Origin of the sequence: Corallococcus sp. Z5C101001 (assembly GCF_007352635.1) — a bacterium.
GTDB lineage: Bacteria > Myxococcota > Myxococcia > Myxococcales > Myxococcaceae > Corallococcus > Corallococcus silvisoli.
On the sequence record NZ_VKLU01000009.1, the window covers coordinates 56,115 to 81,511 of the forward strand.

At 70.5% G+C, this 25,397-nt stretch carries 21 protein-coding genes; 11 read left to right on the forward strand and 10 right to left on the reverse strand.

Features of this window, described 5'->3' with window-relative positions:
- Positions 1-35: 35 nt before the first annotated feature.
- Positions 36-1,073: an ornithine cyclodeaminase family protein gene (locus FOF48_RS20795; RefSeq protein ID WP_255442467.1), complete on the reverse strand. Its 1,038-nt coding sequence runs from the start codon at positions 1,071-1,073 to the stop codon at positions 36-38.
- A gap of 282 nt (positions 1,074-1,355) precedes the next feature.
- Here FOF48_RS20795 and FOF48_RS20800 point away from each other — a divergent pair, with 282 nt between their 5' ends.
- The 3 genes from FOF48_RS20800 to FOF48_RS20810 all read left to right on the forward strand — a co-directional run bounded on the left by FOF48_RS20800 (position 1,356) and on the right by FOF48_RS20810 (position 5,742).
- Positions 1,356-2,636 carry a hybrid sensor histidine kinase/response regulator gene (locus FOF48_RS20800; protein WP_186002003.1) on the forward strand — a complete coding sequence of 427 codons (1,281 nt, stop codon included), beginning with the start codon at positions 1,356-1,358 and terminating at the stop codon, positions 2,634-2,636.
- A gap of 201 nt (positions 2,637-2,837) precedes the next feature.
- Positions 2,838-4,022 (forward strand): alpha/beta fold hydrolase, encoded by a 1,185-nt coding sequence (locus tag FOF48_RS20805; protein ID WP_143904380.1) that lies wholly within the window; start codon positions 2,838-2,840, stop codon positions 4,020-4,022.
- A gap of 187 nt (positions 4,023-4,209) precedes the next feature.
- The gene (locus FOF48_RS20810) at positions 4,210-5,742 is read left to right on the forward strand and encodes a methyl-accepting chemotaxis protein (protein WP_143904382.1); all 1,533 of its coding nucleotides are present in this window, start codon (positions 4,210-4,212) and stop codon (positions 5,740-5,742) included.
- A 42-nt stretch (positions 5,743-5,784) separates the two neighbouring features.
- On the opposite strand, the gene FOF48_RS20815 is transcribed toward FOF48_RS20810, so the two are convergent.
- Positions 5,785-7,278 (reverse strand): MFS transporter, encoded by a 1,494-nt coding sequence (locus FOF48_RS20815; protein WP_143904384.1) that lies wholly within the window; start codon positions 7,276-7,278, stop codon positions 5,785-5,787.
- 216 nt (positions 7,279-7,494) lie between these two features.
- On the opposite strand from FOF48_RS20815, the gene FOF48_RS20820 reads away from it, so the two are divergent.
- The 3 genes from FOF48_RS20820 to FOF48_RS20830 are packed head-to-tail and all read left to right on the forward strand — an operon-like array spanning position 7,495 to position 9,636.
- A complete protein-coding gene (locus FOF48_RS20820; protein ID WP_143904386.1) occupies positions 7,495-8,493 on the forward strand; it encodes a polyprenyl synthetase family protein in 999 nt (332 codons plus the stop codon).
- Positions 8,490-9,086: a GbsR/MarR family transcriptional regulator gene (locus tag FOF48_RS20825; protein ID WP_143904388.1), complete on the forward strand. Its 597-nt coding sequence runs from the start codon at positions 8,490-8,492 to the stop codon at positions 9,084-9,086. Before FOF48_RS20820 ends, FOF48_RS20825 begins: the two co-directional genes overlap by 4 nt.
- Before the next feature lie 22 nt (positions 9,087-9,108).
- A complete protein-coding gene (locus tag FOF48_RS20830) occupies positions 9,109-9,636 on the forward strand; it encodes a gamma-glutamylcyclotransferase (RefSeq protein WP_143904390.1) in 528 nt (175 codons plus the stop codon).
- A gap of 27 nt (positions 9,637-9,663) precedes the next feature.
- Here FOF48_RS20830 and FOF48_RS20835 read toward each other — a convergent pair whose 3' ends face one another.
- Entirely contained in the window at positions 9,664-11,058 is a 1,395-nt protein-coding gene (locus FOF48_RS20835) for a sorbosone dehydrogenase family protein (RefSeq protein WP_143904392.1), read from the reverse strand.
- A 533-nt stretch (positions 11,059-11,591) separates the two neighbouring features.
- Between FOF48_RS20835 and FOF48_RS37175 the strand changes: the two genes are divergently transcribed.
- The 3 genes from FOF48_RS37175 (at position 11,592) to FOF48_RS20850 (ending at position 13,029) form a co-directional block, all read left to right on the forward strand.
- A complete protein-coding gene (locus FOF48_RS37175) occupies positions 11,592-11,762 on the forward strand; it encodes a hypothetical protein (RefSeq protein ID WP_255442471.1) in 171 nt (56 codons plus the stop codon).
- The gene (locus FOF48_RS20845; RefSeq protein WP_143904396.1) at positions 11,759-12,550 is read left to right on the forward strand and encodes a heme oxygenase (biliverdin-producing); all 792 of its coding nucleotides are present in this window, start codon (positions 11,759-11,761) and stop codon (positions 12,548-12,550) included. Before FOF48_RS37175 ends, FOF48_RS20845 begins: the two co-directional genes overlap by 4 nt.
- Positions 12,551-12,690: 140 nt before the next feature.
- Complete coding sequence (locus FOF48_RS20850; RefSeq protein WP_143904398.1) at positions 12,691-13,029, forward strand: PilZ domain-containing protein; 339 nt, start codon at positions 12,691-12,693, stop codon at positions 13,027-13,029.
- 59 nt (positions 13,030-13,088) lie between these two features.
- On the opposite strand, the gene FOF48_RS20855 is transcribed toward FOF48_RS20850, so the two are convergent.
- From FOF48_RS20855 to FOF48_RS20875, 5 genes are read right to left on the reverse strand one after another with little or no spacing between them, the layout of a single operon-like run.
- Positions 13,089-14,081: an aldo/keto reductase gene (locus FOF48_RS20855; RefSeq protein ID WP_143904399.1), complete on the reverse strand. Its 993-nt coding sequence runs from the start codon at positions 14,079-14,081 to the stop codon at positions 13,089-13,091.
- 55 nt (positions 14,082-14,136) lie between these two features.
- Positions 14,137-16,341, reverse strand: coding sequence for a 1,4-alpha-glucan branching protein GlgB (gene glgB / locus FOF48_RS20860; protein WP_143904402.1), 2,205 nt, complete (start codon positions 16,339-16,341; stop codon positions 14,137-14,139).
- A complete protein-coding gene (locus FOF48_RS20865) occupies positions 16,338-17,672 on the reverse strand; it encodes a phosphotransferase (RefSeq protein WP_143904404.1) in 1,335 nt (444 codons plus the stop codon). The genes glgB and FOF48_RS20865 overlap by 4 nt, the downstream gene beginning before the upstream one ends.
- A gap of 6 nt (positions 17,673-17,678) precedes the next feature.
- Positions 17,679-19,328 (reverse strand): maltose alpha-D-glucosyltransferase, encoded by a 1,650-nt coding sequence (gene treS, locus FOF48_RS20870; protein ID WP_143904406.1) that lies wholly within the window; start codon positions 19,326-19,328, stop codon positions 17,679-17,681.
- A gap of 17 nt (positions 19,329-19,345) precedes the next feature.
- A complete protein-coding gene (locus FOF48_RS20875; protein ID WP_143904408.1) occupies positions 19,346-21,340 on the reverse strand; it encodes an alpha-1,4-glucan--maltose-1-phosphate maltosyltransferase in 1,995 nt (664 codons plus the stop codon).
- A gap of 211 nt (positions 21,341-21,551) precedes the next feature.
- Here FOF48_RS20875 and FOF48_RS20880 point away from each other — a divergent pair, with 211 nt between their 5' ends.
- Positions 21,552-22,157: a sigma-70 family RNA polymerase sigma factor gene (locus FOF48_RS20880; RefSeq protein WP_143904410.1), complete on the forward strand. Its 606-nt coding sequence runs from the start codon at positions 21,552-21,554 to the stop codon at positions 22,155-22,157.
- Positions 22,158-22,284: 127 nt separating this feature from the next.
- Positions 22,285-22,842 carry a hypothetical protein gene (locus tag FOF48_RS20885; protein ID WP_143904411.1) on the forward strand — a complete coding sequence of 186 codons (558 nt, stop codon included), beginning with the start codon at positions 22,285-22,287 and terminating at the stop codon, positions 22,840-22,842.
- A 324-nt stretch (positions 22,843-23,166) separates the two neighbouring features.
- Here the strand turns inward: FOF48_RS20885 and FOF48_RS20890 are convergent, their stop codons facing one another.
- Positions 23,167-24,720 (reverse strand): cell wall metabolism sensor histidine kinase WalK, encoded by a 1,554-nt coding sequence (locus tag FOF48_RS20890; RefSeq protein ID WP_143904413.1) that lies wholly within the window; start codon positions 24,718-24,720, stop codon positions 23,167-23,169.
- Positions 24,717-25,391 (reverse strand): response regulator transcription factor, encoded by a 675-nt coding sequence (locus FOF48_RS20895; RefSeq protein ID WP_143904415.1) that lies wholly within the window; start codon positions 25,389-25,391, stop codon positions 24,717-24,719. The genes FOF48_RS20890 and FOF48_RS20895 overlap by 4 nt, the downstream gene beginning before the upstream one ends.
- Between the last annotated feature and the right edge of the window lie 6 nt (positions 25,392-25,397).

Sequence of the window (25,397 nt, forward strand, 5' to 3'; positions counted from 1 at the left end):
GTCACCCGCTGGGGCAGCGTGTCGCGCGGTGAACGTCAGGTGCCGGTGGCGCGGCGGGGCGTGTCCATCCAGGCCCCCGCGTCACCGCGCACCAACCCGTAGGGGTCGAGCGGATCACCGCCCAGCCCCTCCAGCGCCACCAGGGTGCCCAGCTGCATGCGCCGCGCGTGCTCCAGCAGGAGGCGCGTCACCACGTGATCCTCCAGCGCGTGGCCGGTGGAGTCGAACACCGTGTTGCGCTGGCGCCAGCCCAGGAACTCCTCTGGCTGCTGCACCACGGTGGCCAGGTCCGGGCCAATCTGATCCGGGTGGAGTTGCTGGCACTCGCCCTCCAGGCGCGCCTGGGCGGGAAAGTCCGGGCACACCAGGCTGCGGCGCAGGAGCGCCAGCGGCAGCTCCGTCTTGCCCGGCTGATCCGCGCCCACCGCGTTCACGTGCGCGTGCGCCTGGAGCGAGTGGCCAGAGATGACGGGCCCCGCGCCAGGCGCCACGGTGGTCGCGGTGCAGAGGATGTCCGCGCGCGCCTCCAGGTCCGGGAGCAGCGTGGGACGCACGTCCAGGTCCAGGAACGCCACGCGCCGCACGAAGGAGCGCGCCGCGTCCGGATCCACGTCGTGCACCAACACCTGCTCCAGGCGGAACACGCGGCTGAGCGCGTGCAACTGCGAGACGGCCTGCGCGCCGCAGCCCACCAGCCCCACCACGCGGCTGTCCGGCGAGGCAAGGCAGCGGCTGGCCACCGCCGACGCGGCCCCGGTGCGCAGCGCCGTGGCGAGCACGCCGTCCATCACCGCCAGCAGGTGGCCGGTGCGCACGTCGTAGACGCTGTGGCTCGCGACGACCGTGGGCAGCCCCGCGTCCACCCGGTTGGCGGGCAGGGAGCCCGTCACCTTCAAGGTCAGCGTCTCGCCGCGCCGCACTGCGGGCATCCAGCCGAGCATCCCCACCGGCCGCGACTCGCTCGCCGACGCGAAGCCCTCGCGCCGGGGCACCTGGAGGACGGAGTCGTCCAGCTCCCGGAGCGCCTGGGTCAGCGCCTGGATGAGCTCATCCATCAAGACGTTCAGACCCACGCCCTCCACGAGGGCGCGCAATTCGGCTGGACCAAGGAGGAGCGTGCGAGGAACCGGGGGCGTCATGCGCGCGGAGTCTACGCTCCTGACAGGAATTGCAACGGACCCGTTTTGAGCCTGAATTCCTGTCACGCTGTGTCTTTTGAATACAGGTGCAGGGAACAACGTGTCTCGGGGGCCGTGTTGCATGCCAGCGCTCGACATCGGGTGGGCCCGGGCAGCCTCGGAGTCCGGCTCACCCCCCTTGAGCCGCTCCACCTCAACGCCCGAGTGACTCCCGCCTTGCAGCCCTCCGCTCCCAAGACGACGCAGCCCTCCGCTCCCAAGACGACCGCGCTCACGCCCATCTCCGACGCGACCTCCCACCACCGCCTCGCCGCCGCGCCGGACGCGCCCCGAGCGCGCATCCTCCTGGTGGATGACCTGCCGGCGAACCTGCTCGCCCTGGAGGCCATCCTGGAGCCGCTCGGCCAGCAGGTGGTGTCGGCGCGCTCAGGGGACGAAGCGCTCAAGGCGCTGCTGCTGGACGAGTACGCCTGCGTGCTGATGGATGTGCAGATGCCAGGGCTGGACGGACTGGAGACGGCGCGGCTGGTGCGCGCGCGCGAGCGCACGAGGCACCTGCCCATCCTCTTCATCACCGCGCTCAGCCGCGAGGCGGCCTACGTCACCCGGGGCTACGAATCCGGCGCGGTGGACTACCTGCTCAAGCCCGTGGACCCGGACATCCTGCGCGCCAAGGTGTCGGTGTTCGTGGAGCTGTACCTGCGCGGTGAGAAGCTGCGGGCCCAGGCGCTGGAGCTGGCGGAGCGCCACCGCATGGAGGAGGAGCTCATGCGCGCCGCGGAGCTGGAGCAGCAGCTGGTGGGAATCGTGGGGCACGACATCCGCACCCCGCTGGCGGCCATCCTCACCACGGCGACCACCCAGCTGTCGCGCGAGTCGCTGCCGGACGGACAGCGCAAGGCGTTCGAGCGCGTGGCGAGGGGCGGCGAGCGCATCCACTGCATCGTGGATCAGCTGCTGGACTTCACCCGCGCCCGCCTGGGCGGAGGCATCCCGGTGGTGCCGGGCGCGGGCGACCTCAACGAGCTGTGCCGCAAGGTGACGGACGAGCTGCGCGCGGCGCGCCCGGAGCGCTCCATCCTCTGCGAGTTCGCCCACGACAGCCTCCCGGGCGTGTGGGACCTGGACCGGCTGGCGCAGGTGCTGGCCAACCTCCTGGACAACGCGCTCAAGTACAGCCCCGGGGACACGCCCGTGCGCCTGCGCACCTCCGAGCAGGGCGTGGACACCGTCCATGTGGAGATCCACAACGCCGGGGCCCCCATCCCCGCGCGGCTGCTGCCCGCGCTCTTCCAGCCCTTCCGCCACGGGGACGGCCCGGGCCGCCGCGAGAGCCTGGGCCTGGGCCTCTACATCGCGCACAGCATCGTGACGGCCCACGGAGGGACCCTCCGGGTGGAGTCCACCCCAGAGACGGGCACCTGCTTCTTCCTTTGCCTGCCGCGTCAGGCGCTGGGAGAGGTGCGCTCGCGCGCCACCGCGCCCCTGACGGCCTGAAACAAGAGGGCTGTCGCGTCATGTAGGCAAATCGTTGCAGTGCTGGCTGATTCCTTCAGTCAAAGCCATACAACTATCCACCTGTATCAAAACGTCTCATTAGATGAGGCATACGTGTGGACGATTTGCTACAATGCCAGACGTCCGGGAGGCGATCCGTCCGGACTCAAATAGTGTCCGCTATGGGGAGGGTGCGCGACAATGAACGACAGCTCGACGTGGATTCCCGTGGATGGGAGCGACCCGATGAGGGCGTGGATCCGCCGTCCAGCGTCAGGCAGTGGTCCAGGCCTGCTGCTGTTGATGGTGGAAGCCTTCGAGGGCAACGCTCACCTGAAGCTGATGGCCGAGCGCTTCAGTGAGGAGGGCTACGTGGTGGTGGTGCCGGACCTCGCGTCGCGGGGGGAGCCGGAGGAGGTGGACCTGAAGCCGGTGGTGGCCTGGGCGCGGGCGCTTCCGGAGGTGGTCGGGCTCAAGGGGCACAAGCAGGTGGGGGCGCTGGGCTTCGGTCTGGGCGGCACGCTGGCCGCGCAGCTGGCGGCGCACGGTCACGTCGATTGCGCGGTGGCCTACTGCGCGCCGGGGATGGAGGACGTGCTGGCGCAGGCCGGGGAGGACGCGGCGCCCATCGCGCTCAACTTCGCGGAGTGGGATGGCTTCGTGCCCCCGTCCGCGGTGGCGCGCGTGAAGCAGCACCTCCACGCGGATGTGGAGCTGTACATGTATCCGGGCGTCCGCCATGGGTTCTTCCGCGAGGGTTCGCCGGCCTACCACCGGCCCTCGCAGATGACGGCGCACACGCGCACCCTCGCGCTGCTCAAGCGGGTGATGGGGCCGCGCTACGACCTGGCGGCGCTCTGGGACCGGCACACGGAGCTGGAGTTCGCCATCCGGGACGCCGACGCGACCATGAAGACCATGGTCGCCCATCCATACGTCAACAGCGTCCCGGTGATGACGGGCGGCGTGGGCGCGGAGTACCTGCACCGCTTCTACGAGAACCACTTCGTGCACGCCAATCCCAAGGACACGAAGATGACGCTCCTGTCCCGCACGGTGGGCGCGGACCGCGTCGTGGATGAGTTCATCTTCAGCTTCACCCACGACATCGAGATGGACTGGATGCTCCCGGGCATCCCGCCCACCGGCAAGTACGTGGAGGCGGCCTTCGTCGCGGTGGTGAACTTCCGCGGCGACAAGCTCTACCACGAGCACATCTATTGGGATCAGGCGTCCGTGCTCGTGCAGCTGGGCCTGCTGGAGCGCAAGGGGCTGCCCGTCACCGGCGCGGAGGCCGCGCACAAGCTGCTGGACGAAACGCTCCCATCCAACGTGCTGATGGAGAAGTGGGACGAGAGCGCTCCCGCCAAGCGGCAGGCGGGCTGAAGCAGAAGCAATGGCGCCCGCGCCCCGGGGTCGGGATTACCCAGGGCGCGGTGTCTGACTTTCACACGGGGGGATGCGCGGAGCCATTGCGCGGGCTCCTCCGGAGTGTCCACAATGTGGCACCTCACTGGATGGTCCAGGGGGGCTACGTTTCCCAGACTTCCTCTGGAATTGGCGCCGCTCCCGGATGCGACTCTCCCTGTCACAGAAGCTCACGTTGGCGCCGCTGCTGGTGGCGCTGTTCTTCACGGCCCTCTTCTTCGGCTATCTCATCCCGCGCGTCACCTCCGCCTTCGAGGCGCAGGGGCGTGACGTGGGCGGCGCGCTGCCGGTGGCGCTGGCGGCCACGCTGCCCGCGGCGATGCCGGGAGGGCAGACGGAGTCGCTCCAGGCGGTGCTGGACCAGGTGGTCCGTCACCACCACGTCGCCTACCTGGCGGTCTTCGACGGCATGGGGCAGCTTCGCGCCATCTCCGGCGAGTACGGCCCCGCGATGCGGGAGCTGAGGGATCGCCTGGGCCGCGCGCAGGGCGAGGCGACGTTCTACGTGCGGGACGCGGAGCTGCTGGACTTGAGCTCGCGCTTCGCGAACGGGGCGGGCAGCGTGCACGTGGGCTTCAACCGCACGGCGTCTCGCGAGCAGGTGCAGACCATCACCACCGGGGTGAGCGTGGTGCTGCTGCTGGCGCTCGCGCTCTTCGTGGTGGTGGGCATGGTGCTGGCGCGCCGGGTGGCGGCGCCGCTGGTGAAGCTCACCGAGGCGGCCCAGCGCATCGCGGAGCACGGCGACCTGCGTGAGACGGTCCGCGTGGACTCCACGGACGAGGTGGGGCAGCTGGCGAGCGCCTTCTCCCTGATGGTGACGAAGGTGAAGGACCTGCTCCAGCAGCTGCAGGGCTCCTCGGATCTGCTCCGGGGCTCGGTGGACCACCTGAACGACTCCGCGGGCCGGCAGAACGAGATGGTGTCGCGCCACGCCGCCGCGCTGCAGGAGACGCAGGTGACGGCGCAGGAGATCCGCCAGACGTCGGTGGTGGCGTCGCGCGCCGCGGAGGCCGTCATCGACGTGGCCGAGCGCGCGGAGGCGCTGGGCAAGACGGGCGAGGCCGCCATCACGGACAGCATCGAAGGGCTGGTGGATCTGCGCGCGCAGGTGGAGCAGATCGCCGAGCGCATCATGGCGCTGGGCGAGCGCACCGAGCAGATCTCCGGCATCACCGAGACGGTGAAGGACCTGGCGGACCAGTCCCACCTGCTCGCGGTGAACGCGGCCATCGAGGCGGCGCGCTCCGGTGAGCACGGCAAGGGCTTCGCGGTGGTGGCCCGGGAGATTCGCGGGCTGGCGGACCAGTCCATCCGGGCGACGAACCAGGTGCGCAGCATCCTGGCGGACATCAGCACCGCCATCTTCGCCACGGTGGAGATCACCGCCGCGGGCACGCAGCGCATGGAGTCCGGTCTGGCGCAGGTGCGCACGTCCGGGGACACGCTGCGCCAGCTGTCCTCCATCGTGCGCGACAGCGTGGTGTCCGCCCGGCAGATCTCCCAGACGGTCAACCAGCAGGCCACGGGCATCGAGCAGATCTTCACCGCCGTGAACGAGCTCAACGCGGTGATGGGGGACACGGTGAAGCGCATCTCCACCACCAGTGAGTCCGCCGTGTCGCTCAAGCTCCTCTCCGAGCGCGTGGCGGCGATGGTGCGGGACTACCGGCTGTAAGGCGTCCGGCGTCTGGACGAAGCCCTGGCGCCCCTGGGGCCTTCAGGAGCGCGGTGAGGGTTCGCGCTCCGCTTCGAGCCTGGGGCGAAGCCGGGGCAGCAGCCTTTCCAGCACCTGGCCCACGGTGCGCGCGGTGGCGGCGCCGGGTTCGTTCACCCGGGCCGCGAGGAAGGCCGCGCCCAGCCGGGCCACCGACGACACGACGAAGAGGACGTGGAGGTTCGCCCACAGGCGGCCCCCCAGCATGAACTGCTGAGGGATGCACGCCGCCAGCGCGCCGCCCACGGCCGCCGCCGCCGCGTAGGCCAGCCCGCCCGCGGTGGCGAACGCCGCCAGGTAGAAGGGCCGGCCCCGGCGCGGCGCCACCGAGAGGGGCAGCGCGAAGATGGCCAGGCCGTGGCCGCTCCACAGCGAGCCCGCCAGGAGCACGTCGAACAGCAACGGCCACAGCGTCCCCGCCGTCGGCAGGAGCCACAGCATGGGGATGACGCTGATGCCCAGCGAGCAGCCCAGCAGCACCGGCTGTGCGCCCATGCGATCAATGGCGCGGCCCCACATGGACGCGGTGAGGACGCGCACCCCCGCCACCGCCGCCGCGTGCAGCGCCATGATGACGAAGGTCATCTTGAGGTTCTGCAGGCTGTGCAGCGCGAAGAACGGCGCGGACACGCCCACCGCCGCGTTCCACGCCAGCTGGTACACCAGCACCCGTCGCGCGCCGTCGTCCTTCCAGGGCAGGAGCGCCGCCTTGAGCTCCAGCCTGGGGGCGCTGTCCACAGGCGCGGGATCATGCTGCGCGGCCATCATCAGCGTGGTGACGACGCCCATGATGCAGGCGCCCAGGGCCAGGAGCGGCAGGGCCACGCCCACGCCGTCCAGGACCTTCAGCCGGTCCAGGAGCAGGCCCGCGGCGAGCGAAGCGCCGGTGCCCATCACGGTGGTGAGCGCGGTGCGCTTGCCGAAGAAGCGGCCCCGCACGGCGCGTGGCACCAGCTCCCCCATCCACGCCACCCAGGCGTTGTTGCCCACCACGGCCAGCAGCGCGGACGCCCCCGCCACGGCGAGCAGCAGGTGCTGCTGCCCCGTGAGGGACAGCTTCAGCCACGGCAGCACCGCCAGCGGCAGCATCACGAGCCGGGACAGGCACACCGCGCTGAGCGCCACCCGCCGGTGGCCGAAGCACAGGGTGAGCCACGCGGCGGGGAACTGCACGAACTGGGCGAAGAAGGGCAGCGCCGTCATCACCCCCACCAGGAACGGCCCCAGCTTCAGCGCGATGGCCCACGCCGTGAGGACCGTGGCGCCCGCGCACGCGGTGAACACCTCCGCGAACATCCCCTCCACGATGGACATGTGCAGCGACGCGCGGAGGCGCCGGTGGACCGGCGGGCCCCGCCGTCCATCCGGCGGGGGGGGCGCCCCCAGGAGCGGCGCCGAGGCGCCGGGCAGCGAGGCGCCGGGGCGGAAGAGGGGAACGCCCGTGGCGAGGGACGCGAAGCCCTGGACGATGCGGCGGCGGAAGGCGGCGGGGGACACTCAAGGCCCTTGCGGCAGGGAAGGCCCCAGGGATGTCGCATGGCCTCCCCGTCCCTCTCAATCCGCCCCCCGGGTGGCCCCCAGGCCCGGCCGGGCACCAGCCGGCCCTGTTTCCGGCTTTCAGCCCCCGGCCCGCCCGCTTGGGGAGCAGGAGGGATTCAGGTGCAGTTCACGCGGTCTTGAACTATATGAACGACCCGGAAGGAGACCGCGCACATGGATGTCGCTCACGAGCTGACGGAGTTTCTGGGGCAGGTGGAGCAGCGTCTGACCGACCTGCTCGCGGACGGCGACGTCGGACCGGACGTCAAGGGGGACACGCTGATGGACGCGGCCCGCCACCTGTGCCTGGGCACCGGGGGCAAGCGGGCGCGACCCATGCTCGTCCGGCTGTTCGGCAGCGTGGTGGGCGTGTCCGCGGCGCCGTTGGTGGACGTGGGCGTGGCGGCGGAGATGATCCACTCGGCCAGCCTCCTGCACGACGACGTGGTGGACGCGGGCATGTTCCGCCGCGGCCGCCCGACGGTGAACGCGCGCTGGGGCAACATCGTCGCGGTGATGAGCGGCGACCTCATCCTGTCCACGGCGCTCTCGCGGCTGTCCATGCTGGACGCGCGCCTGGTGCAGAGCGGGCTGGCCATCGTCACGGAGATGACCCGCGCGGCCATCGCGGAGGTGGAGGCGCGGGGCGACATGAACCTGCCGCTCACGCGGCTGCGCTACATCGCCGAGGGCAAGACGGGGTCGCTGTTCGGCTGGTGCGGCAAGGCCGCGGCGACGCTGGCGAACCAGCCGGAGGCGATGGCGCGCTTCGACGCGTTCGGCCGCCACCTGGGCGTGGCGTTCCAGATCGCCGACGACATCCGCGACATCCTGGGCACGGACGAGGGCAAGCCCCGGTACGCGGACGTGCACTCGCGCACGCCGTCGCTGCCCATCCTGCTGGCGGTGTCGCGGGATGAGTCCCTGCGCCGCAAGCTCAAGGACGCGTGGGCGTTCTCCGTCATCACCCCGGAGCGCACGCGTGAGATTGGCGCCGCCATCGAGGCCACCGGCGCGGTGGAGGCGTCCATGGACAAGATGAACATCGAGATTGAAGCGGCGCTGGACAAGCTGGGGCCCTTCGCGAACGACGCCGCGGGCGCGGAGCTGATGAGCTGGGCGCACCGGCTCGCGGAGGGAATCGCGCAGCAGGTGAAGGGACGCGCTGCATGAAGGGCTACCTGTGGACGGGGGGGGATCCCGGGAGCCAGAAGACCCTGGTGCCGCAGGTCAACAACCGGCTCGCGGCCTGGGAAGCCATCGCGGTGGAAGCGGTGGGCAACGTCATTGAATTCTGGGGCTTCAAGCGCAACCAGGGGCGGGTGTGGGGCCTGCTCTACCTGCGCGGTGAACCCCTGACCGCGGGCGAGATCGAACGCGAGCTGGAGCTGTCCAAGGGCGGCGTCTCCATGCTGCTGCGCGACCTGGAGCACTGGCGCGCCATCCAGCGGGTGCGCGTGCCGCAGGACACCGTGTGGCGCTACGAGGCGGAGACGGACCTGGTGCGGATGGTGACGCACGTGGTGGAGGAGCGCGAAGCGGCCTTCGTCACCCGCATCCGGGCGGACCTGTCGGAGGCGCGCCGGCTGGCGGAGGGCACGGGCGGCGTGCAGGCGGAGCGGCTGCGGCGGCTGGAGCGCATGGCCACGCTGGCCGAGCACGTGGAGCGCGCGCTGCGCCTGTTCATCAAGACGTCCCGGTTGGACGTGGGCGGGGTGCTGGGCGCGTTCCGCGACGGCGCCCTCGCGCGCAAGGGCGAGCGGTAGGCGGCAGTAGGAGGACACACGCATGGATTCGCACTACGACCAGGTGATGAAGGCGCGCGAGCAGGCGGATGCGGACGCGCCCCGGCGCTACTTCGCGTACTCGACCATCCTGGACCGGGCCGCCTTCGACGAGTGGAAGCACCAGCACAGCTATGGCTTCTTCGAGCTGCCGGAAGGGCGGCTCGCGGAGGCGCTGGACGTGGACCTCGTCTACGACTTCCCCTCGCGCTGGTGGGGCGGGCGGGTGGCGGGCCTCACCGACGCGCCGGGCGCGCGGGTGTACGGCCGGCTCTTCGAGATCGCCGGCAAGGACTGGCCCATCGTCCAGCACAAGGAGGGGGTCGTCACGAGCATGTGCGTGGAGCGCACGGTGCGCGTGCGCGTGGACGGCCAGGAGGTGGAGGCCACCGCGTTCGTGACCAACCCGCGCCGGGCGTCGTCGGACGGGCCGGTGAGCCCGCGCTTCGTGGAGGCGCTGGTGCGCGGCGCGACGAGCGCCGGCCTGCCCGCGGACTACGTGGCGATGCTGGGGCGCGGCGAGCGCCGCTGAGCGGTCCGGCCGCGCCCCGGACTTGCTTCACGGCAGGCGGAGGGGCTCCAGGCTGTAGATGGCCCCCGCCTCGTCGTCGCTGATGTAGAGGCCCCGGGTCCGCGGATCCAGGGCCACGTCCACCGGCCGGCCCCACACGCTCAGGTCCGGGTTCTTGAACCCGGTGACGAGGTCCACTTCACCCGTGGGCTGGTTCGTCCCCAGGTCCCAGGGGAAGACCGTGACCTTGTAGCCCGTGCGCTCCGTGCGGTTCCAGGAGCCGTGGTAGGCGACGATGGCGCCCCGTGGCCACTCGGGGATGAGCCGGGCGTCGTCGAAGAACGTCAGGCCCAGGGGCGCCGAGTGGGCCTGGATGCCCTGGTCGGTCCTGTCCAGCGTGGCGCAGTCCGCCCTGGAGCCGTCCCGGTTCAGGTCGTAGTCGCGATCCAGGGGCATGTGCTTCAGGCCGCTGGGCGAGTCCGGGTTGGAGTTGCAGAAGGGCCACCCGTAGTGGCCGCCTTCGCGCACGGAGGTGAGGGCCTCTGGCGGGTGGTTGTCCACGTACTGGGGAATCACCTTGCCGTACTGGCCGCTGCCGTCGTCGAACGGGTAGGGCGTGTTGTCGCGGTTGTTGACCGCCACCCAGAGCGTGTCGGTGCCCGGCACCCACGCCAGGCCCTCCGCGTTGCGCAGGCCCCGGGCGAACAGCGTGCGTGAGCCGCCGTCCCAGTCCCACCGGTAGATGGCGCCGCGCAGCGGGTCGCTCGTCGTGTCGCTCAGGCACACGTTGCAGGTGGACGCGATGGACACGTAGAGCCGGTGCTGGGAGTCCACGGCGATGTTCTTCAGCTCGTGGCCATAGGCGCCCTGGAGCTCCGGCAGGGACGCGTCCGGTAGGCCGGAGACCACGGTCTGGACCGCTCCCCGCGTCGTCTCGCCCGCGGTCCACTGGGAGCGCGTGACGCGGTTCTTCTCCGACACGAACACCCACTGCTGGCCGTCGCGCTCGTGGAAGACGAGGTCATGGGGGCGGCCCAGTCCGGACGCCCACGTCGTCACCTCGGGCGGCTGGTTCACCCGCGGGCGCACCTGCACCACCTTGTTCTGCGAGGGCACCGACACCAACAGGGTGCCTTCCGGGGAGACCGCGAGGAAGCGCGCGCCCGGCACCCGTGCCCAGACCGAGATCCGCATCGCGTTGGGGATGTTCAGGGCGCGCGTGACGTCGAAGGGCGCCGACCTCATGGTCTCGGGGACCATCACGAAGGCCGCTTGCAGTGGCAGCTCCACGGGAATCCCTGCATCCGTGTTCGAGCCGCCTGCGTCCACCTGCATCCCCGCATCCGCCCTGTCAGGAGGGGAGGGGAGCGGATCGTTGGAACGGCAGCCGGACTGCAGGGACGCCAGTCCCAGGAAGGTCGTCAGCACGAAGGGGAGCCGCATGGTCCGCTTTTCCTAACCTGGGCCGCCGAGGGAACGCGACTGGAATTCATCCATGTCTTTCTGGGATGTCGGGACCTGGTCGGACTGAACGAACCTGAACAAATACTCAGGCATTTTTCAGCGCCTCCAACGGAGCCCTGAACGGGGCTGAACAAATACTCAGGGGTTTTTCCGGGGCGCTCGAAGTGTCGTGCCTACATGAACAAACGAGTAGACAGTGAGAGGCGCGTGGATTCGCGTGAAACAAATAAATACATTATCAGCAATTGTGTCGATTTGAGTTGTTGATTGTCATTGAGGTGGGTGGTTTTTGTCTGTGATTGGACGTGGGTGATGGGCATCCGGAGCCGCGTGGAGTGGACCGGGCTTGACCGCGGCGGGGCGTTGTGGCTTCATGAATTTGATTTCGATAATCAAAATCAACGGAGGTCGCGATGCTCGGTCAGGGATGCTGCAGGGCGGTGCTGGCGCGAGGCCCGTGCGCCGAAGTGACGCGGTGCAGCTGTGGGCATATCCATCTGGCGGTGGGCCCGGTGACGCTTCGCCTGGAGGAGGACGTCCTGCGCGCGCTGGGGCACACGCTGCTGGAGGCCATCCATCAACTGGAGGAGTCGCCGCGGATGCCCCCGCACGAGCCGGAGGCCTCCGAGCCGCCAGCGCCCGAGATCGCCCATGGGGCGCCCACCGGTGGGTGGAAGCAGTGAGCCTGCGGGGAACGATTCGCTGGGGCGGACTCGAGCGCTCCGCGAGGGACCGGCGCCTGCCCACCGCGTCCACGGCCCCCGAGGGAACGCCCTCGACGCAGAAGCTGTCGCTGCGGCTGGAGGAGGGGACGGGGATGGCGCGGCGTCAGGTGGAGCAGTCCACCTTCCTGGAGGCGCTGTTCCATGGCTCGTGGAATGGCGGCGTCTACGGGCAGTTCGTGCGTGCCCGCCACTACGTCAGCCACCTGCGCCAGCTCCACGTCGTCTACGAGGCGCTGGAGTCCGTGCTGCCGGGACTGAAGGACGGACCGCTCGCGCGGGTGCTGCGGCTGCCGGAGCTGCGCCGTGCGTCGGCGCTGGCGGCGGACCTGGATTGGTTCTGCGGCGACACTCGCACGAAGCCCTTCGCCTGCGCGGAGGCGCGGCTGCACGCCGAGCGCATCCACGAGGTGGCGGCGGAGGCCCCCCACCTGCTCATCGCCCACGCGTACGCGCGCTGCGTCCAGGACCTCTTCACCGCGCCGCAGCGCTCGGCGCTCATCGCGCGCGCCTTCGAACTGGAGAACGGCCGGGGCACGGCCTTCTACAACGCGGTGTCCGCCGGAGAGCTGCGCGTCTTCCAGGGCCGCCTGGCCGCCCGACTGGACGAGGTGGTGCTGTCGGAAGGGGAGGCCCAGGAGGTGCTTCAGGAGGCGCGGCTGGCCTTCCGCATCCAGGGGCTCATCTGCGATGAGCTGTCGCGGGATGCCCCGGGCCTGGAGGACGCGAGCGGCCCCCTCAATCCCTGACGCGGCCCGGCTTCCAAGGGGTGGGGGTGACTCAAACCCATGGCAGAGGCCATCCCACCCCACGGGTCACCTCATCGGCTGGGAGGGCGATATGCCCTTTCGTGACAGTCACGCTAGGATGACAGATCGTGACGACCCAGATGACCTCATACATTGACCGCCGCTCCTTCCCCCGGATCCACGCGCCCCTCTATTCGCGTCCCGCGCGAATGAAGGTGGGGGACAAGAAGCAGGTGCTGGACGTCAGCCTCGGCGGCGCGCGCATCTACTCCGACGATGCGCAGGACGTGGGCTCACGGCTGGATCTGGAGCTGTTTCTTCCGGATGGCAGCTCGCTGGAATGTACCGCGCGCATCGTCTGGGCCATCAAGCTACCCAAGGATGCCGTCGCCCGTTTCGAGGTCGGCCTGTCCTTCATCGACGTGCCGGAGCCCATCCTGGCGCGGCTGAAGACCGTGCTCGTCGCGGATGAAACATAGGCCGCTCCCCCCCCGGATGCGCCCGGGGGAGACGCGGTTGAAACACCCGGTTGCGTCAGTCAGGGCCGGTCCGCCGCCGAGCCGGGCTCCTTCGACGACGCGGCGTCCAGGTCGCGCAGGTCAGCCGGGTCCAGCTTGAGGGCGAAGGCCCCCAACAGCTCCTTCACCTGGGGCACGGACGTCGCGCTGGCGATGGGCGCCACCACGGTGGGCCGGGTCGCGAGCCACGCGAGCGCCACCTGCGACGGCGTGGCCCCCCGGCGCTCCGCGACCTTCTTCAGCGCGGCGAGGACACCCCAGCCCCTCGCGTTGCCGTACTTCTTGAGCACGTTGCCCGCGCGCGGTGAGGCCGGGGCGGGTTGTCCCTCCTGATACTTTCCCGTGAGGAAGCCCGCGGCGAGCCCGAAGTAGGGGGCCACCGCCAGGCCCTCCTTCTCACTCAGCTGCTGGAGCGGGCCCTCGAAGGCGGGACGCTCCACCAGGTTGTATTCCGGTTGCAGCACCTGGTAGCGCGCGAGGCCCAGCCGCTTCTGCGTGTCCAGCGCCTCCTGGGCGCGTGCGGCGGAGTGGTTGCTCAGGCCCAGCGCCTTCACCTTGCCCGCCTTCACCAGCGCGTCGAAGGCGCGGAGCGTCTCCTCGAGGGGCGTGCCCGGATCATCGTAGTGCGCGTAGTACAGGTCGATGCGCTCCACGCCCAGCCGGCGCAGGGACGCGTCCACGCTCTTCTCGAGGTGCTCGCGGGTGAGGCCCCTGCCCAGCGCCGTCTCCGCGCCGACCTTCGTGGCCACCACCACGCGGCCCTTCGCCTTGCGCGAGGCGATCCACCTGCCCAGCACGGTCTCGGACTCGCCGCCCACGTGGCCGGGGATCCACCGCGAGTACACGTCCGCGGTGTCCACGAAGTCACCGCCGCCCTCGACGAACGCGTCCAGCACGGCGAACGACGCCGCCTCGTCGGCCGTCCAGCCGAAGACGTTCCCGCCCAGACACAGCGGGAACACCTCCAGGCCCGTCGTCCCCAGCTTCCGCTTCGCCGCTGCTTGTGTCGCCATGCCGCGTCCTTTCGTCGACCGCGTGAGAGCCGGACGAAAGGACGGGGCGCCCTTTTCAGCCCGGCGTGAACCACACCACCGACAGCGGGGGCAGGGTGAGCGTCGCGGAGGCGGGCTGGCCATCCCAGCCCGTGGGCTCGGTGTGGACCTGCCCCCGGTTGCCCAGGCCGCTGCCGCCGTACTCCCCGGCGTCGGTGTTGACCAGCTCCACATAACGGCCGTGGAGCGGGAAGCCCACGCGATAATCCTCGCGCGGCACCGGTGAGAGGTTGGCGACGCACACCACGTGACGTCCGGGCGTGCGCGAGCGGCGCACGAAGGCCAGCACGTTCGCCGCGGAGGCGTCCGGCTGGAGCCACTGGAAGCCCACCGGCTCGCTGTCGGAGTCGTACAGCGCCGGCAGGTCGCGGTAGATGCGGTTGAGGTCGCCCACCAGCTTCAGGATGCCGTGGTGGCCCGGGTCCTGGAGCAGGTGCCAGTCCAGGCTTCGGTCGTGGTTCCACTCCGCCGGCTGGCCGAACTCACCGCCCATGAAGAGCAGCTTCTTGCCCGGGTGGGCCCACATCCAGGCGAAGAGCGCGCGCAGGTTGGCGCGCTTCTGCCACGGGTCGCCCGGCATGCGTCCGTAGAGGCTGCCCTTGCCGTGGACCACCTCGTCGTGGCTGAGCGGCAGCATGAAGTGTTCGCTGAACGCGTACAGCAGGCCGAAGGTGAGCTGGTTGTGGTGGTACTGCCGGTAGACGGCGTCCTTGGAGAAGTACGACAGCGTGTCGTGCATCCAGCCCATGTTCCACTTGAAGTGGAAGCCCAGGCCGCCCTCGCTGACGGGCTGGCTCACCTTGGGCCACGCGGTGGACTCCTCCGCGATGACGACCACGCCCGGGTGCTTGCGGCGGATGGTCTCGTTGAGCTCGCGCATGAACTGGATGGCCTCCTCGTTCTCGCGGCCACCCCAGCGGTTGGGGATCCACTCGCCCTGCTTGCGGCTGTAGTCCAGGTAGAGCATGGAGGCCACCGCGTCCACGCGCAGCCCGTCGATGTGGTACTCCTCCAGCCAGAACAGCGCGTTGGCGATGAGGAAGTTGCGCACCTCGTTGCGGCCGAAGTTGAAGACCAGCGTGCCCCAGTCCGGCTGCGCGCCCTTGCGCGGATCCGCGTGCTCGTAGAGGGACGTGCCGTCGAACTGGCCCAGCGCGTGGCTGTCGCGCGGGAAGTGGCCCGGCACCCAGTCCACGATGACGCCAATGCCTTCCTGGTGCAGGTAGTCCACCAGGTAGCGGAAGTCATCCGGGTGGCCGAAGCGCGCCGTGGGCGCGTAGTAGCCGCCGACCTGATAGCCCCAGGAACCGCCGTAGGGGTGCTCCGCCACGGGCAGCATCTCCACGTGCGTGAAGCCCAGCTCCTTCACGTAGCGCGACAGCTCCGGCGCCAGCTCGCGGTACGTCATGGGCCGGTCGCCGTCCTCCACCACGCGGCGCCAGCTGCCCAGGTGGACCTCGTAGACGCTCCACGGATGGTGCGCGGCGTCCACGTGCCGGCCCCGCGCGTCCAGCCAGGCGCCGTCGCCCCAGGCGTAGCGTTGCAGGTCGTGCACCACCGACGCGGTGGCGGGCGGCGCCTCCGTGCGGAAGGCGAAGGGGTCCGCCTTGAGCAGCGGGCCGCCGCCGTGGCCGGGGCGGATCTCGAACTTGTAGCGCGTGCCCTCGCCGACCTCCGGGACGAACAGCTCCCAGATGCCGGAGGAGCCCATGCGCCGCATGGCGTGCAGGCGCCCGTCCCAGCCGTTGAAGTCGCCCACCACGGACACGCCCCGCGCGGTGGGGGCCCAGACGGCGAAGGACGTGCCCTTCACGCCGTTGTGGTGGAGCAGGTGCGCGCCCATTCGCTCCCAGAGCCGCTCGTGGCGGCCCTCGCCGGCGAAGTACAGATCCATCTCACCGATGGTGGGCAGGAAGCTGTACGGGTCGCGCAGCGTGAAGACCTTCTTGCCCGGGTACTCCACCTCCACCAGGTAGCCGAAGGGCTCCGTGCGGCCGTTGATGCGCGCCTCGAAGACGCCGCCGGTGCGGTGCTGCATGGGCACCCTGCCGCCGAACTCCGGCAGCACGTGGATGGCCACGGCCTCCGGACGGTACGCGCGCACCACCATGCCGTCCCCGTCCGGGTGGACGCCCAGCACCGAGTGGGGTTCCGGGTGGCGCAGCTCCACCACGCGTTGCAGCTCCGCGTCCACCTGTGCTCTGTCCGCCGGCTTCCTCACGGGACATCCTCCATCCGCAGCAGGGCCTCGACGGGGATGCGCACCCAGTCTGGCCGGTTCGCGAGTTCGTAGCGCACTTCGTACAACAGCTTCTCCAGTTCGAAGGCGCGCAACATCACGTCGAAGGCTTCATCGGTGGCCGGCAGGAAGGCCACCCCGCGCGTGGCCTTGCGGTAGCCCTCCAGGAACGCGTCGCGGGTGGGGCCCACGCGACCTCGCGGCTGGCCGCCCTCCAGCGCCACGGTGGCCTCCGCGTAGTCGAAGGAGCGGATCATCCCCGCCACGTCCCGGAGCGCGCTGTACTTCTCCCGGCGCGCGGTGAAGGAGCGGGACGGCTCGCCCTCGAAGTCGAAGAAGAGCCACTGGTTGTCCGAGCGCAGCACCTGTCCCAGGTGCAGGTCGCCGTGGATGCGGATCTTCTGGCCGGAGGGGGCCACCTGCGCCAGGCGCTTCGCGTAGGTGATGAGGCCGTCGCGCCGGTTCTCCAGGTCCGCGTGCAGCCTCCCCGCGTCCGCCAGCGTCACGCCCAGCTCTCCCACGATGGACGCGCTCCAGCGCTGCAGGTCCTCCTGGAGCAGCGGCTCCGGGGCGAAGGCCAGGTTGTCCGGCGCCGCGGAGGCGAACGCCTTGTGCAGGTCCCCCAGGCGCATGCCCAGCTCCGCCATGTCCGCCAGGAAGCCGTCGCTCAGGGCCTTCTCCTGGCGCAGCCGCTCCAGCGCGTACTTCCACCCGTCCACGGCGTCCGGCACGAAGCGGTGCGCCAGCGCCAGCGTCGCGCCCGCGGGGCCCTCCAGGTTGAGCGCGCCCACCAGCTGCGGCGTGGCCCGGAACGGGGTCTGCGTCGCCAGGAAGCGCCCCACCTCGTATTCGGGGTTCACCCCGGCCTCGAGCTTGCGGATGATCTTGATGATGACCCGTTCGCCCAGCACCAGGGACGTGTTGCTCTGCTCCACGTTGAGCCGGCGCACCGTCAGCGGATCCGGCAGGGCCACGCCGCTGTCCGTGGAGGCGATCCATTCTCCCACCACGCGGCCTGAGCCGGAGAGGACGTCCCGGCCCTCCCGCGCGAGGTTGAAGAGGGCGCGCACGCACTCGTCGTCGTCCAGCGCGCTGACCAGCCCTTCCGGGGTCTGCCGCGCCTGGAGTTGGTAGCGCTCCGGCTGGCCCAGCTCGTACGCCACCTCGATGATGGCCAGGGTGAAGGCACACGTGCCCAGGTCCAGGTTCACGTGGTCCGCCACGCTGACGCTCTTGATGGGCCACGCCTTGCCGGCGAACCAGCGTTGGGCCTTGAGGAAGTCGGGCAGCTTGGTCAGGTCCAGGGGGGTCACGCGGGGTTACTCCTTCGCCTGCAGCGGCTTGTCCAACCGGAACCACAGGAACATGTAGGGGCCCATCGACAGCTGATAGGGCAGGTCGCTGATGCGGGGAAAGGCCGTCTCTCCAATCAACTCCACGGGGACGCTGCCGCTCAGCTCGCGCAGGTCCAGCACGGCGGGCTGCGCGAAGCGCGACAGGTTGCAGATGACCAGCACCGTCTGGCCTTCCCATTCGCGCAGGAAGGCCAGCACCTTGCGGTTCTCCGTGGCCAGGAAGCGCAGCGTGCCCATGGCGAACACGGGGTAGCGCTGGCGGATGCGGATCATCCGCTTCAGCCACTGGAGCAGGCTGGACTTCTGCCGGTCCTGCGCCTCCACGTTGATGGACTGGTAGCCGTAGACGGGGTCCGCGATGACGGGCGCGAAGAGGCGCGCGTAGTCCGCGCGGCTGAAGCCCGCGTTGCGGTCGCCGGTCCACTGCATGGGCGTGCGCACGCCGTTGCGGTCGCCCAGGTAGATGTTGTCGCCCATGCCGATCTCGTCCCCGTAGTAGAGGACCGGCGTGCCGGGCAGGGTGAACAGCAGGCTGTGCATCAGCTCGATGCGGCGGCGGCCGTTGTCCATCAGCGGCGCCAGCCGGCGGCGGATGCCCAGGTTGATGCGCATGCGCGGGTCGGTGGCGTACTCCCGGTACATGTAGTCCCGGTCCTCGTCCGTCACCATCTCCAGCGTCAGCTCATCGTGGTTGCGCAGGAAGATGGCCCACTGACAGTTGTCCGGGATGTCCGGCGTCTGCTGCATGATCTCCACGATGGGCGTGCGGTCCTCGCGGCGCACCGCCATGAAGAGGCGGGGCATCACCGGGAAGTGGAAGCCCATGTGGAACTCGTCGCCCTCGCCGAAGTAGACGCGCACGTCGGCGGGCCACTGGTTCGCCTCCGCGAGCAACACCTTGCCCTGGTACTCGGCGTCAATCGTCTTGCGCAGGCGCTTGAGGAACGCGTGCGTCTCCGGGAGGTTCTCGCAGTTGGTGCCCTCGCGCTCGAAGAGGTAGGGGACGGCGTCGCAGCGGAACCCGTCCACGCCCATGTTCAGCCAGAAGCGCATCACGTCCAGCATGGCCTCCTGCACTTCGGGGTTGTCGTAGTTCAGGTCCGGCTGGTGGCTGAAGAAGCGGTGCCAGAAGTACTGCTTGGCCACCGGATCCCACGTCCAGTTGGAGCGCTCCGTGTCGGTGAAGATGATGCGCGCGCCCTTGTAGGATTCGTCCGTGTCGCTCCAGACGTACCAGTTGCGCTTGGGGCTCTTGGGGTCGCGCCGCGCCTCCTGGAACCAGGGGTGCTGGTCGCTGGTGTGGTTCACCACCAGCTCGATGAGGATGCGCAGGCCGCGCTTGTGCGCCTCCTCCACCAGGCGCTGGAAGTCCGCGAGCGTGCCGTAGTCCGGGTGGATGCCGTAGTAGTCCGCGATGTCATAGCCGTCATCGCGCAGCGGGGACGGGTAGTGCGGCAGCAACCACAGGCAGTCCACGCCCAGGTCCTGGAGATAGGGCAGCTTGTCGATCAGCCCGGGGATGTCCCCGTGGCCATCCCCGTTGGAGTCGTGGAATGCGCGGATGTGCAGCTCGTAGATGAGCGCTTTTTTGTACCAAAGCGGATCCAGGTCCATACGCCTCTCGGAGGGAATCACTCGAAGTAGTCGAACGCGTGTTCGGTGCGGCGGAAGCGGTACACGGCCCAGACGGCCGCGGGCTGTTCAGGCGTCAGGCGCACCTGCACGTCCGGGCCCTGCCACAGTGAGCGCTGGTCGGCCATCAATTCGTGCACCTGATAGGTCTCCTCCGGGTTCACGCCCAGCCAGTCCATGGGCACGTGGAGCAACGCCTCCTGCGGGGCGTAGGGATCCAGGCTCACCGCCACCAGCACCGTGCTGGTGCCGTCCGGCGTGCGCTTGCCGTAGAAGAGGACGCGGTCGTTGTCGGACGTGAAGAAGCGCAGCGCCTGGTAGTGCTGGAGCGCGGGGTGCGCCCTGCGCACGGCGTTGAGCCTCGCGATCCATCCGGAGATGTTGCCCGGCCGCTCCCAGTCCCACGCGACGAGCTGGTACTTCTCCGAGTCCAGGTACTCCTCCTTGCCCGGCACGGGGCGGCCCTCGCACAGCTCATAGCCGCAGTACATGCCCCACACCGACGACAGGGTGGAGGCCAGCGCGGCGCGCAGGCGGAAGGCGGCGGGGCTCGCGTTCTGGAGGTTCTCCGGAAGGATGTCTGGCGTGTTGGGCCAGAGGTTGCCGCGGAAGTAGTCCGCCACCGGCGGCTGGGTGATCTCCTCCAGGTACGCGCGCAGCTCGTCCTTGAAGAGGCGCCAGGTGAAGTACGTGTACGACTGGGTGAAGCCCACCTTGGCCAGGGCCTTCATCACCTTGGGGCGGGTGAACGCCTCCGACAGGAAGAGCACCGCCGGGTGCGCGTCCTGCACCTCCCGGATGAGCCAGTGCCAGAACTGCATGGGCTTGGTGTGCGGGTTGTCCACGCGGAAGGTCCGCACGCCCTGGTCCACCCAGTGCAACACCACGGACTTCAGCTCCTTCCAGAGGGCGTCACGCGCGGGGCCCATCCAGTCGAAGTTGACGATGTCCTCGTAGCGCTTGGGCGGGTTCTCCGCCGTCTTGATGGTGCCGTCCGGGCGGTGCTGGAACCACTCCGGATGTTCCTTCACGTAGGGGTGGTCCGGTGAGCACTGGAAGGCCAGGTCCAGCGCCACCTCGATGCCGTGCGCCTGCGCCGCGACCACGAACGCCTGGAAGTCCTTCAGCGTCCCCAGCTCCGGGTGGATGGCCTTGTGTCCGCCCTCCGCGGCGCCAATGGCCCACGGGCTGCCCACGTCGCCGGGCTGCGCCTTGAGGGAGTTGTTCTTCCCCTTGCGCGCGGTGCGGCCGATGGGGTGGATGGGCGGAAGGTAGACCGTGTCGAAGCCGAGCTTCTGGATGTACGGCAGCCAGCCTTCCGCGTCCTTGAACGTGCCGTGCGTCTTGCCGTCGCGCTTCGCGGAGCGGGGGAAGAGCTCGTACCAGGCCGCGTCGCGCGCCTTCTCGCGGTCCGCGAAGACCTCCAGCACCTTGTCATACCGGCGAGCGAGCGAGCGGTCCGGGTGTCGCGACGCGACGTCCGCCAGCTCGGGGGACAGCGCGGCGAGGAGGTGGTCCGGCGATGGCGGCGTGCGCAGGCGGGCCCCGGCCTCCGCGAGCACCCGGTGGTCCTCCGGGGACTGGCCCTTCGCCCGCGCGGCGGCGCCCTCCAGCAGGGCCGCGCCTTCCAGCAGCTCGCTCTTCACGTCGCGGCCCGCGTCCACCTTGCGCTTCAGCTCCAGCGCCCAGGTGCGGAAGAGATCCGGCCACGCTTCAATCGTGTATTCGTAGCGGCCGTTGTGAGCCAGGGGGAGGGTGCCCTCCCAGGCGTCGTTGTTCTTGAAGGCGAGGGGGACCTCGGCCCAGTCCGTCTTCCGCGCGGCCGGGGTGACCTGGCGCCAGCGCGCGACGGCCACGAGGACGTCGTGACCCTCCTTGAAGATGTCCGCGCGGACCGTGAGGCTCTCTCCGGCGACGCGCTTGATGGCGTAGCGGCCCGCGTCCAGCTCCGGCTGGACGTTCTCGATGAACACGCTTCCGAGTCGTTCGGTCATATCGGCTGACGGCCCCTTATAGGTCTCTGAGTCAGTGGCTCCAGGCGGCAATCCCCGGGTGTTGTCGAATGAAGAAGGCAGCCGCCCGGCCGCGTTGGCCTGTCAACGTTAGGAACGGAGGGAGCGGGCGCCCACCCCTCGGGGCTGGGTGGACGGGCTCCGATAGTTGAAGCTGGGATCCGCCCCTCCGGTTGCGGTATCCGGGACGAACATGGCGCCTATCGACTCCGCTGCTCAGCAAGCGAGTGACCTGCCGGCCGACCGCGAACTGCTGCGGCAGGTCGCGCTCGGCGGTGCGGCGGCCATGCGCGAGGTCTACGCGCGGTGTTCCGCGCGCGCCTTCGCCATCGCGGTGCGGCTGTTGCCCACGCGCGCGGACGCGGAGGAGATCCTCCAGGAGACCTTCCTGGAGGTCTGGCGGCGCGCGCGCGAGTTCGACCCGGAGCGCGGCGGGCTGGAGACCTGGGTCACGACCATCGCGCGGACGCGCGCCATTGATCGGCTGCGTTCGCTGGGGACGGCGTCGCGGATGGTGGAGGGCGCGAGCCAACAGCCTCCGCCGGTGAGCGCCACGCCCCCTCCGCCGGATGAGTCGGCTTCCCGGTCGCAGGATGAGCAGCGCGTGCGCTTGGCGATGGCGCAGCTGCCCTCCGAGCAGCGTGAGGTGGTGCTGCTCGCGTACTTCGACGGGCTCTCCCAGAGTGAGATCGCGCGCAAGACGGGCCAGCCCCTGGGCACGGTGAAGACGCGCGCGCGGCTGGCGCTGGAGAAGCTGGCCGTGCTGTTGGAGTCGCGCGCCGCGAGCGCTTCCGGCTGAGTGCAGGACAGCGGCCCCGTTCCCCGGGGACGGGCGGCGGAGCAGGCCCAGGCCGCGTCCGCCTTGCCGTCACCGCTCCGGGCACCAAACGTTGCGACTGTTTGGAGAACCCGAGGGAGGGGCGGACATGCGCAAGGTGAAGGATGCGGGGTCGGCGTTGATGAATGCGCGGGAGATGCGGTTGGTGCTGGCGAGTGCACCGCGCAACGTGATGGAGCTGTCGCGGCGCGAGCTGATGGGGATGGTGAAGAAGGCGCGCGGCATGGTGGACCGGTACGAGCAGCTGGCGCACCGGCTGCGGCGCGAGGCCATTGGCCGGCGCGTGCCCTCGCGGCGCCACACGGCGGCAGGGAGCATGAACATCCGCCGCAAGGCGGCGCTGTTCCGCACGGCGCTGTCGCGCTTCGAGATGCGCCTGGGCCGGATCGAGAAGGCCCCGGTGCGCAAGGCGAGGCGCACGCTGCGCAAGCGGCCGGTGGCGCGCAAGGTGATGCGGAGCACGACGCACGCCATGCCTGTGCGCAAGAAGAAGTCGCTGGCGAAGCGGACGGCCCGGCCCGCGGCCTACGCGCGGCGAGGCACGGTGAAGCGCCGGGCGCCCAAGGCCCGTCGCATTCCGGCCATGAAGCCGAGGCGGGCGGTGAAGGGCCGGAGCACGCGGATGCGCCGGGCCGTGACGCGGTAGCGCGCGGCGGTGTGGCGCCGCGTCCGCCTTCGCGCGAGCCGCGGCGCCGCCCTCCACGAAGGGCAAGGCGGTGCGAGGCGCGCCGCGTCCAAGACAAGGCCCCAGGTGCCGAGGCCGCTCGGGATGGGGAGGGGAGTGGGGCCGCGTCCAGCTCGCGGTCCCGCGAGGGGAGGGGAGCTGGGCCGCGTCCGCCGCAGGCAGGGCGGACGCGGCGGGGATGTTCTCCCGCGCCCGCCGCCGTCGTGTGTGTGGGGCGGCGTCACTCGCTTCGGCCCGGGGAACCAGGCCCGGGTTCGTGGCCTTCCGTCCTGCGCCTCCCGTCCGTCAGTCGTCGGTCGACATCAGGGGGCCGGTGAAGCCGACCTCCAGGCCGCCATACTCGGAGGGCGCCAGGGTCAGCCTCCAGCCGTGCAGCTCCACCACGTTGTGCACGATGTGCAGGCCCAGGCCCTGTCCCTGGGGCTCGCGGGTCCGGGCCTCATTGCCCCGGAAGCGACGCTCCAGGAGCCGCGAGCGCTCCTCCTCCGGGATGCCCGGCCCGTCGTCGATGACGCGCAGGTGGAAGGTCTGCTGGCGCGTCGTCTCCAGCACCACCGCCACGTGGCCGTCCTCGCGCCCGTAGCGGATGCCGTTGAGCACCACGTTGCTCACCGCCTGCTCGAGCAGCGTCTCATCCCCCATCACCCAGGTGGACGTCGCCGGCACGCCGCGCTCCAGCGCGATCCGCTGCGGCCTCGCGATGGGCTGGTGCCGGCCCAGCACTCGCGACACCAGCGCGTTCAGGTCCACCGGCGCGTGCTGCACCTGTGGCGCTCCCGCCTCCAGCCGCGCCGCCGCCCCCAGGTTGTGCACCAGGGAAGCCATGTAGTGGGCCTCGCTCATCGCGGAGTGCATCAGGCCGGACTCCAGCGGCTCGCCTGAGCGCATCCGCTGCTGCATCGCGGCCAGGTGCCCCTGCAACACCGTGAGCGGCGTCATCACGTCGTGCGTGGTGTTGGCCAGGAAGTCGCGCAGCGTCTGCTCGCGGGCCTCCTGGTGCGCCATCTGCGCTTGAATCTCCGCGCGGGCCTGCTGGAAGGCGCGCGCCAGCTCCGCGATCTCATCGTGGCCGTTCACGGACACCGGCTGCGCGTAGCGGCTGCCCGACGACGCGCGCACCTCCTCGGTGAGCCGGCGCAAGCGCTGCACCACCGGGCCCAGCGCCACCACCATCGCGGAGAGCAGGATGAGCGTGGGCACGCCCCAGATGTACAGCGGTGGCAGCCCCACCTCCGGCGAGTCCGCTGGCTCCACGCGCCGCGCGAGCACGTATTCGCACGGCCCGCCCTCCCAGGGCATGCGCAGCAGCAGGTCCTGCACCAGCGCGCCGTCGTCCTTGGCGTAGCGGCGCACGCCCACCCCGTCGTCGCGCGCGCCGTCTCGCAACGCGTCGTCCAGCGTCGGGGCCTGCGCGTTGCGCGAAACGAACTGCCCGTCGAACGGGTAGAGGTTCACCGGTGGCAGTCGCCGGCCCATGGGGCCCCTGCCGCCAGTTCGCCCCCTGGGGGGCCCCTCATCCCCGGGTCCCTGGGGGCCCTTGCCGGGGCCGCCTCCCCGCGGCTCGTTCGAGCCGCCCGGGGGAGGACCGCCGCTGCCATCGGGCATCCCCTCGCGCTCCCAGGGCGGCTGCTGCGGGGAGCGTGGGGGGCGGACCATCCAGGTCTCGGGCGCGGCCTCGCAGCGCTCGCGCCCCCCGGCCTGCATCTGGGACATCGTGGACGCGATGATCACCTCGTCCGTCGTGCGGCGGCGCACCGAGTGCTCCACCTGCACCAGGGCGAACACCGCCGGCACCGTCACCGCCACCGCCGTGAGCGCCAGCCGCAGCCGCAGCTTCACGCCTCCTCCCCGGGCACCAGCCGGTAGCCCACGCCCCACACCGTCTCCACGCACTTCACCGGCCCCAGCTTGCGCCGGAGCCGGGAGACGTGGACGTCCAGCGTGCGCTCCGTGCCCTCTCGCTCCGGATCCAGGACGTGCTCGACCAGCCACTGCCGCGTCACGGCCTCCTGGGGCCTGCGCGCCAGGGCCGCGAGCAGCTCGAACTCCACCCGGGTGAGCTCCACCGCGCGCCCCTGCACCTGGACGGCGTGCGCCTGGAGGTCGATCCGCAGCGGGCCCACCTCCACCACCGCCTGCTCCTTCTGGAGGGTGGGGCGGCGCAGGCGCGCACGCACGCGCTCCACCAGCTCCTCCGGCCAGAAGGGCTTGGTCATGTAGTCATCCGCGCCCAGCTTCAGCGCGCGGACCTTGTCCAGCGTGTCGTTGCGCGCGCTCAGGATGAGCACCGGGACCTCCGAGAAGGTCCTCAGTGCCTTGAGCATGTCCAGGCCATAGGCGCCGGGCAGCATCAGGTCCAGCACCACCAGGCTCACGTCCGGCAGGTCCCCGGGCACCAGCAGCCGGCCCTCGCGCCACCACAGGGGCTCGAAGCCCGCGCCTCGCAGGTGCCCGACAATCTGGGAACCGAGCGGGTCGTCATCCTCCACCAGCAGGATGCGTTCGCCCATGCGCCA

Coding starts and splice junctions, on each gene's coding strand:
- FOF48_RS20805 (WP_143904380.1), top strand. CDS start 2,838: ATGAACGACAGCTCGACGTGGATTCCCGTGGATGGGAGCGACCCGATG.
- FOF48_RS20810 (WP_143904382.1), top strand. CDS start 4,210: ATGCGACTCTCCCTGTCACAGAAGCTCACGTTGGCGCCGCTGCTGGTG.
- FOF48_RS20820 (WP_143904386.1), top strand. CDS start 7,495: ATGGATGTCGCTCACGAGCTGACGGAGTTTCTGGGGCAGGTGGAGCAG.
- FOF48_RS20825 (WP_143904388.1), top strand. CDS start 8,490: ATGAAGGGCTACCTGTGGACGGGGGGGGATCCCGGGAGCCAGAAGACC.
- FOF48_RS20830 (WP_143904390.1), top strand. CDS start 9,109: ATGGATTCGCACTACGACCAGGTGATGAAGGCGCGCGAGCAGGCGGAT.
- FOF48_RS20835 (WP_143904392.1), bottom strand. CDS start 11,058: ATGCGGCTCCCCTTCGTGCTGACGACCTTCCTGGGACTGGCGTCCCTG.
- FOF48_RS20850 (WP_143904398.1), top strand. CDS start 12,691: ATGACCTCATACATTGACCGCCGCTCCTTCCCCCGGATCCACGCGCCC.
- FOF48_RS20855 (WP_143904399.1), bottom strand. CDS start 14,081: ATGGCGACACAAGCAGCGGCGAAGCGGAAGCTGGGGACGACGGGCCTG.
- treS (WP_143904406.1), bottom strand. CDS start 19,328: ATGGACCTGGATCCGCTTTGGTACAAAAAAGCGCTCATCTACGAGCTG.
- FOF48_RS20875 (WP_143904408.1), bottom strand. CDS start 21,340: ATGACCGAACGACTCGGAAGCGTGTTCATCGAGAACGTCCAGCCGGAG.
- FOF48_RS20880 (WP_143904410.1), top strand. CDS start 21,552: ATGGCGCCTATCGACTCCGCTGCTCAGCAAGCGAGTGACCTGCCGGCC.
- FOF48_RS20885 (WP_143904411.1), top strand. CDS start 22,285: ATGCGCAAGGTGAAGGATGCGGGGTCGGCGTTGATGAATGCGCGGGAG.
- FOF48_RS20895 (WP_143904415.1), bottom strand. CDS start 25,391: ATGGGCGAACGCATCCTGCTGGTGGAGGATGACGACCCGCTCGGTTCC.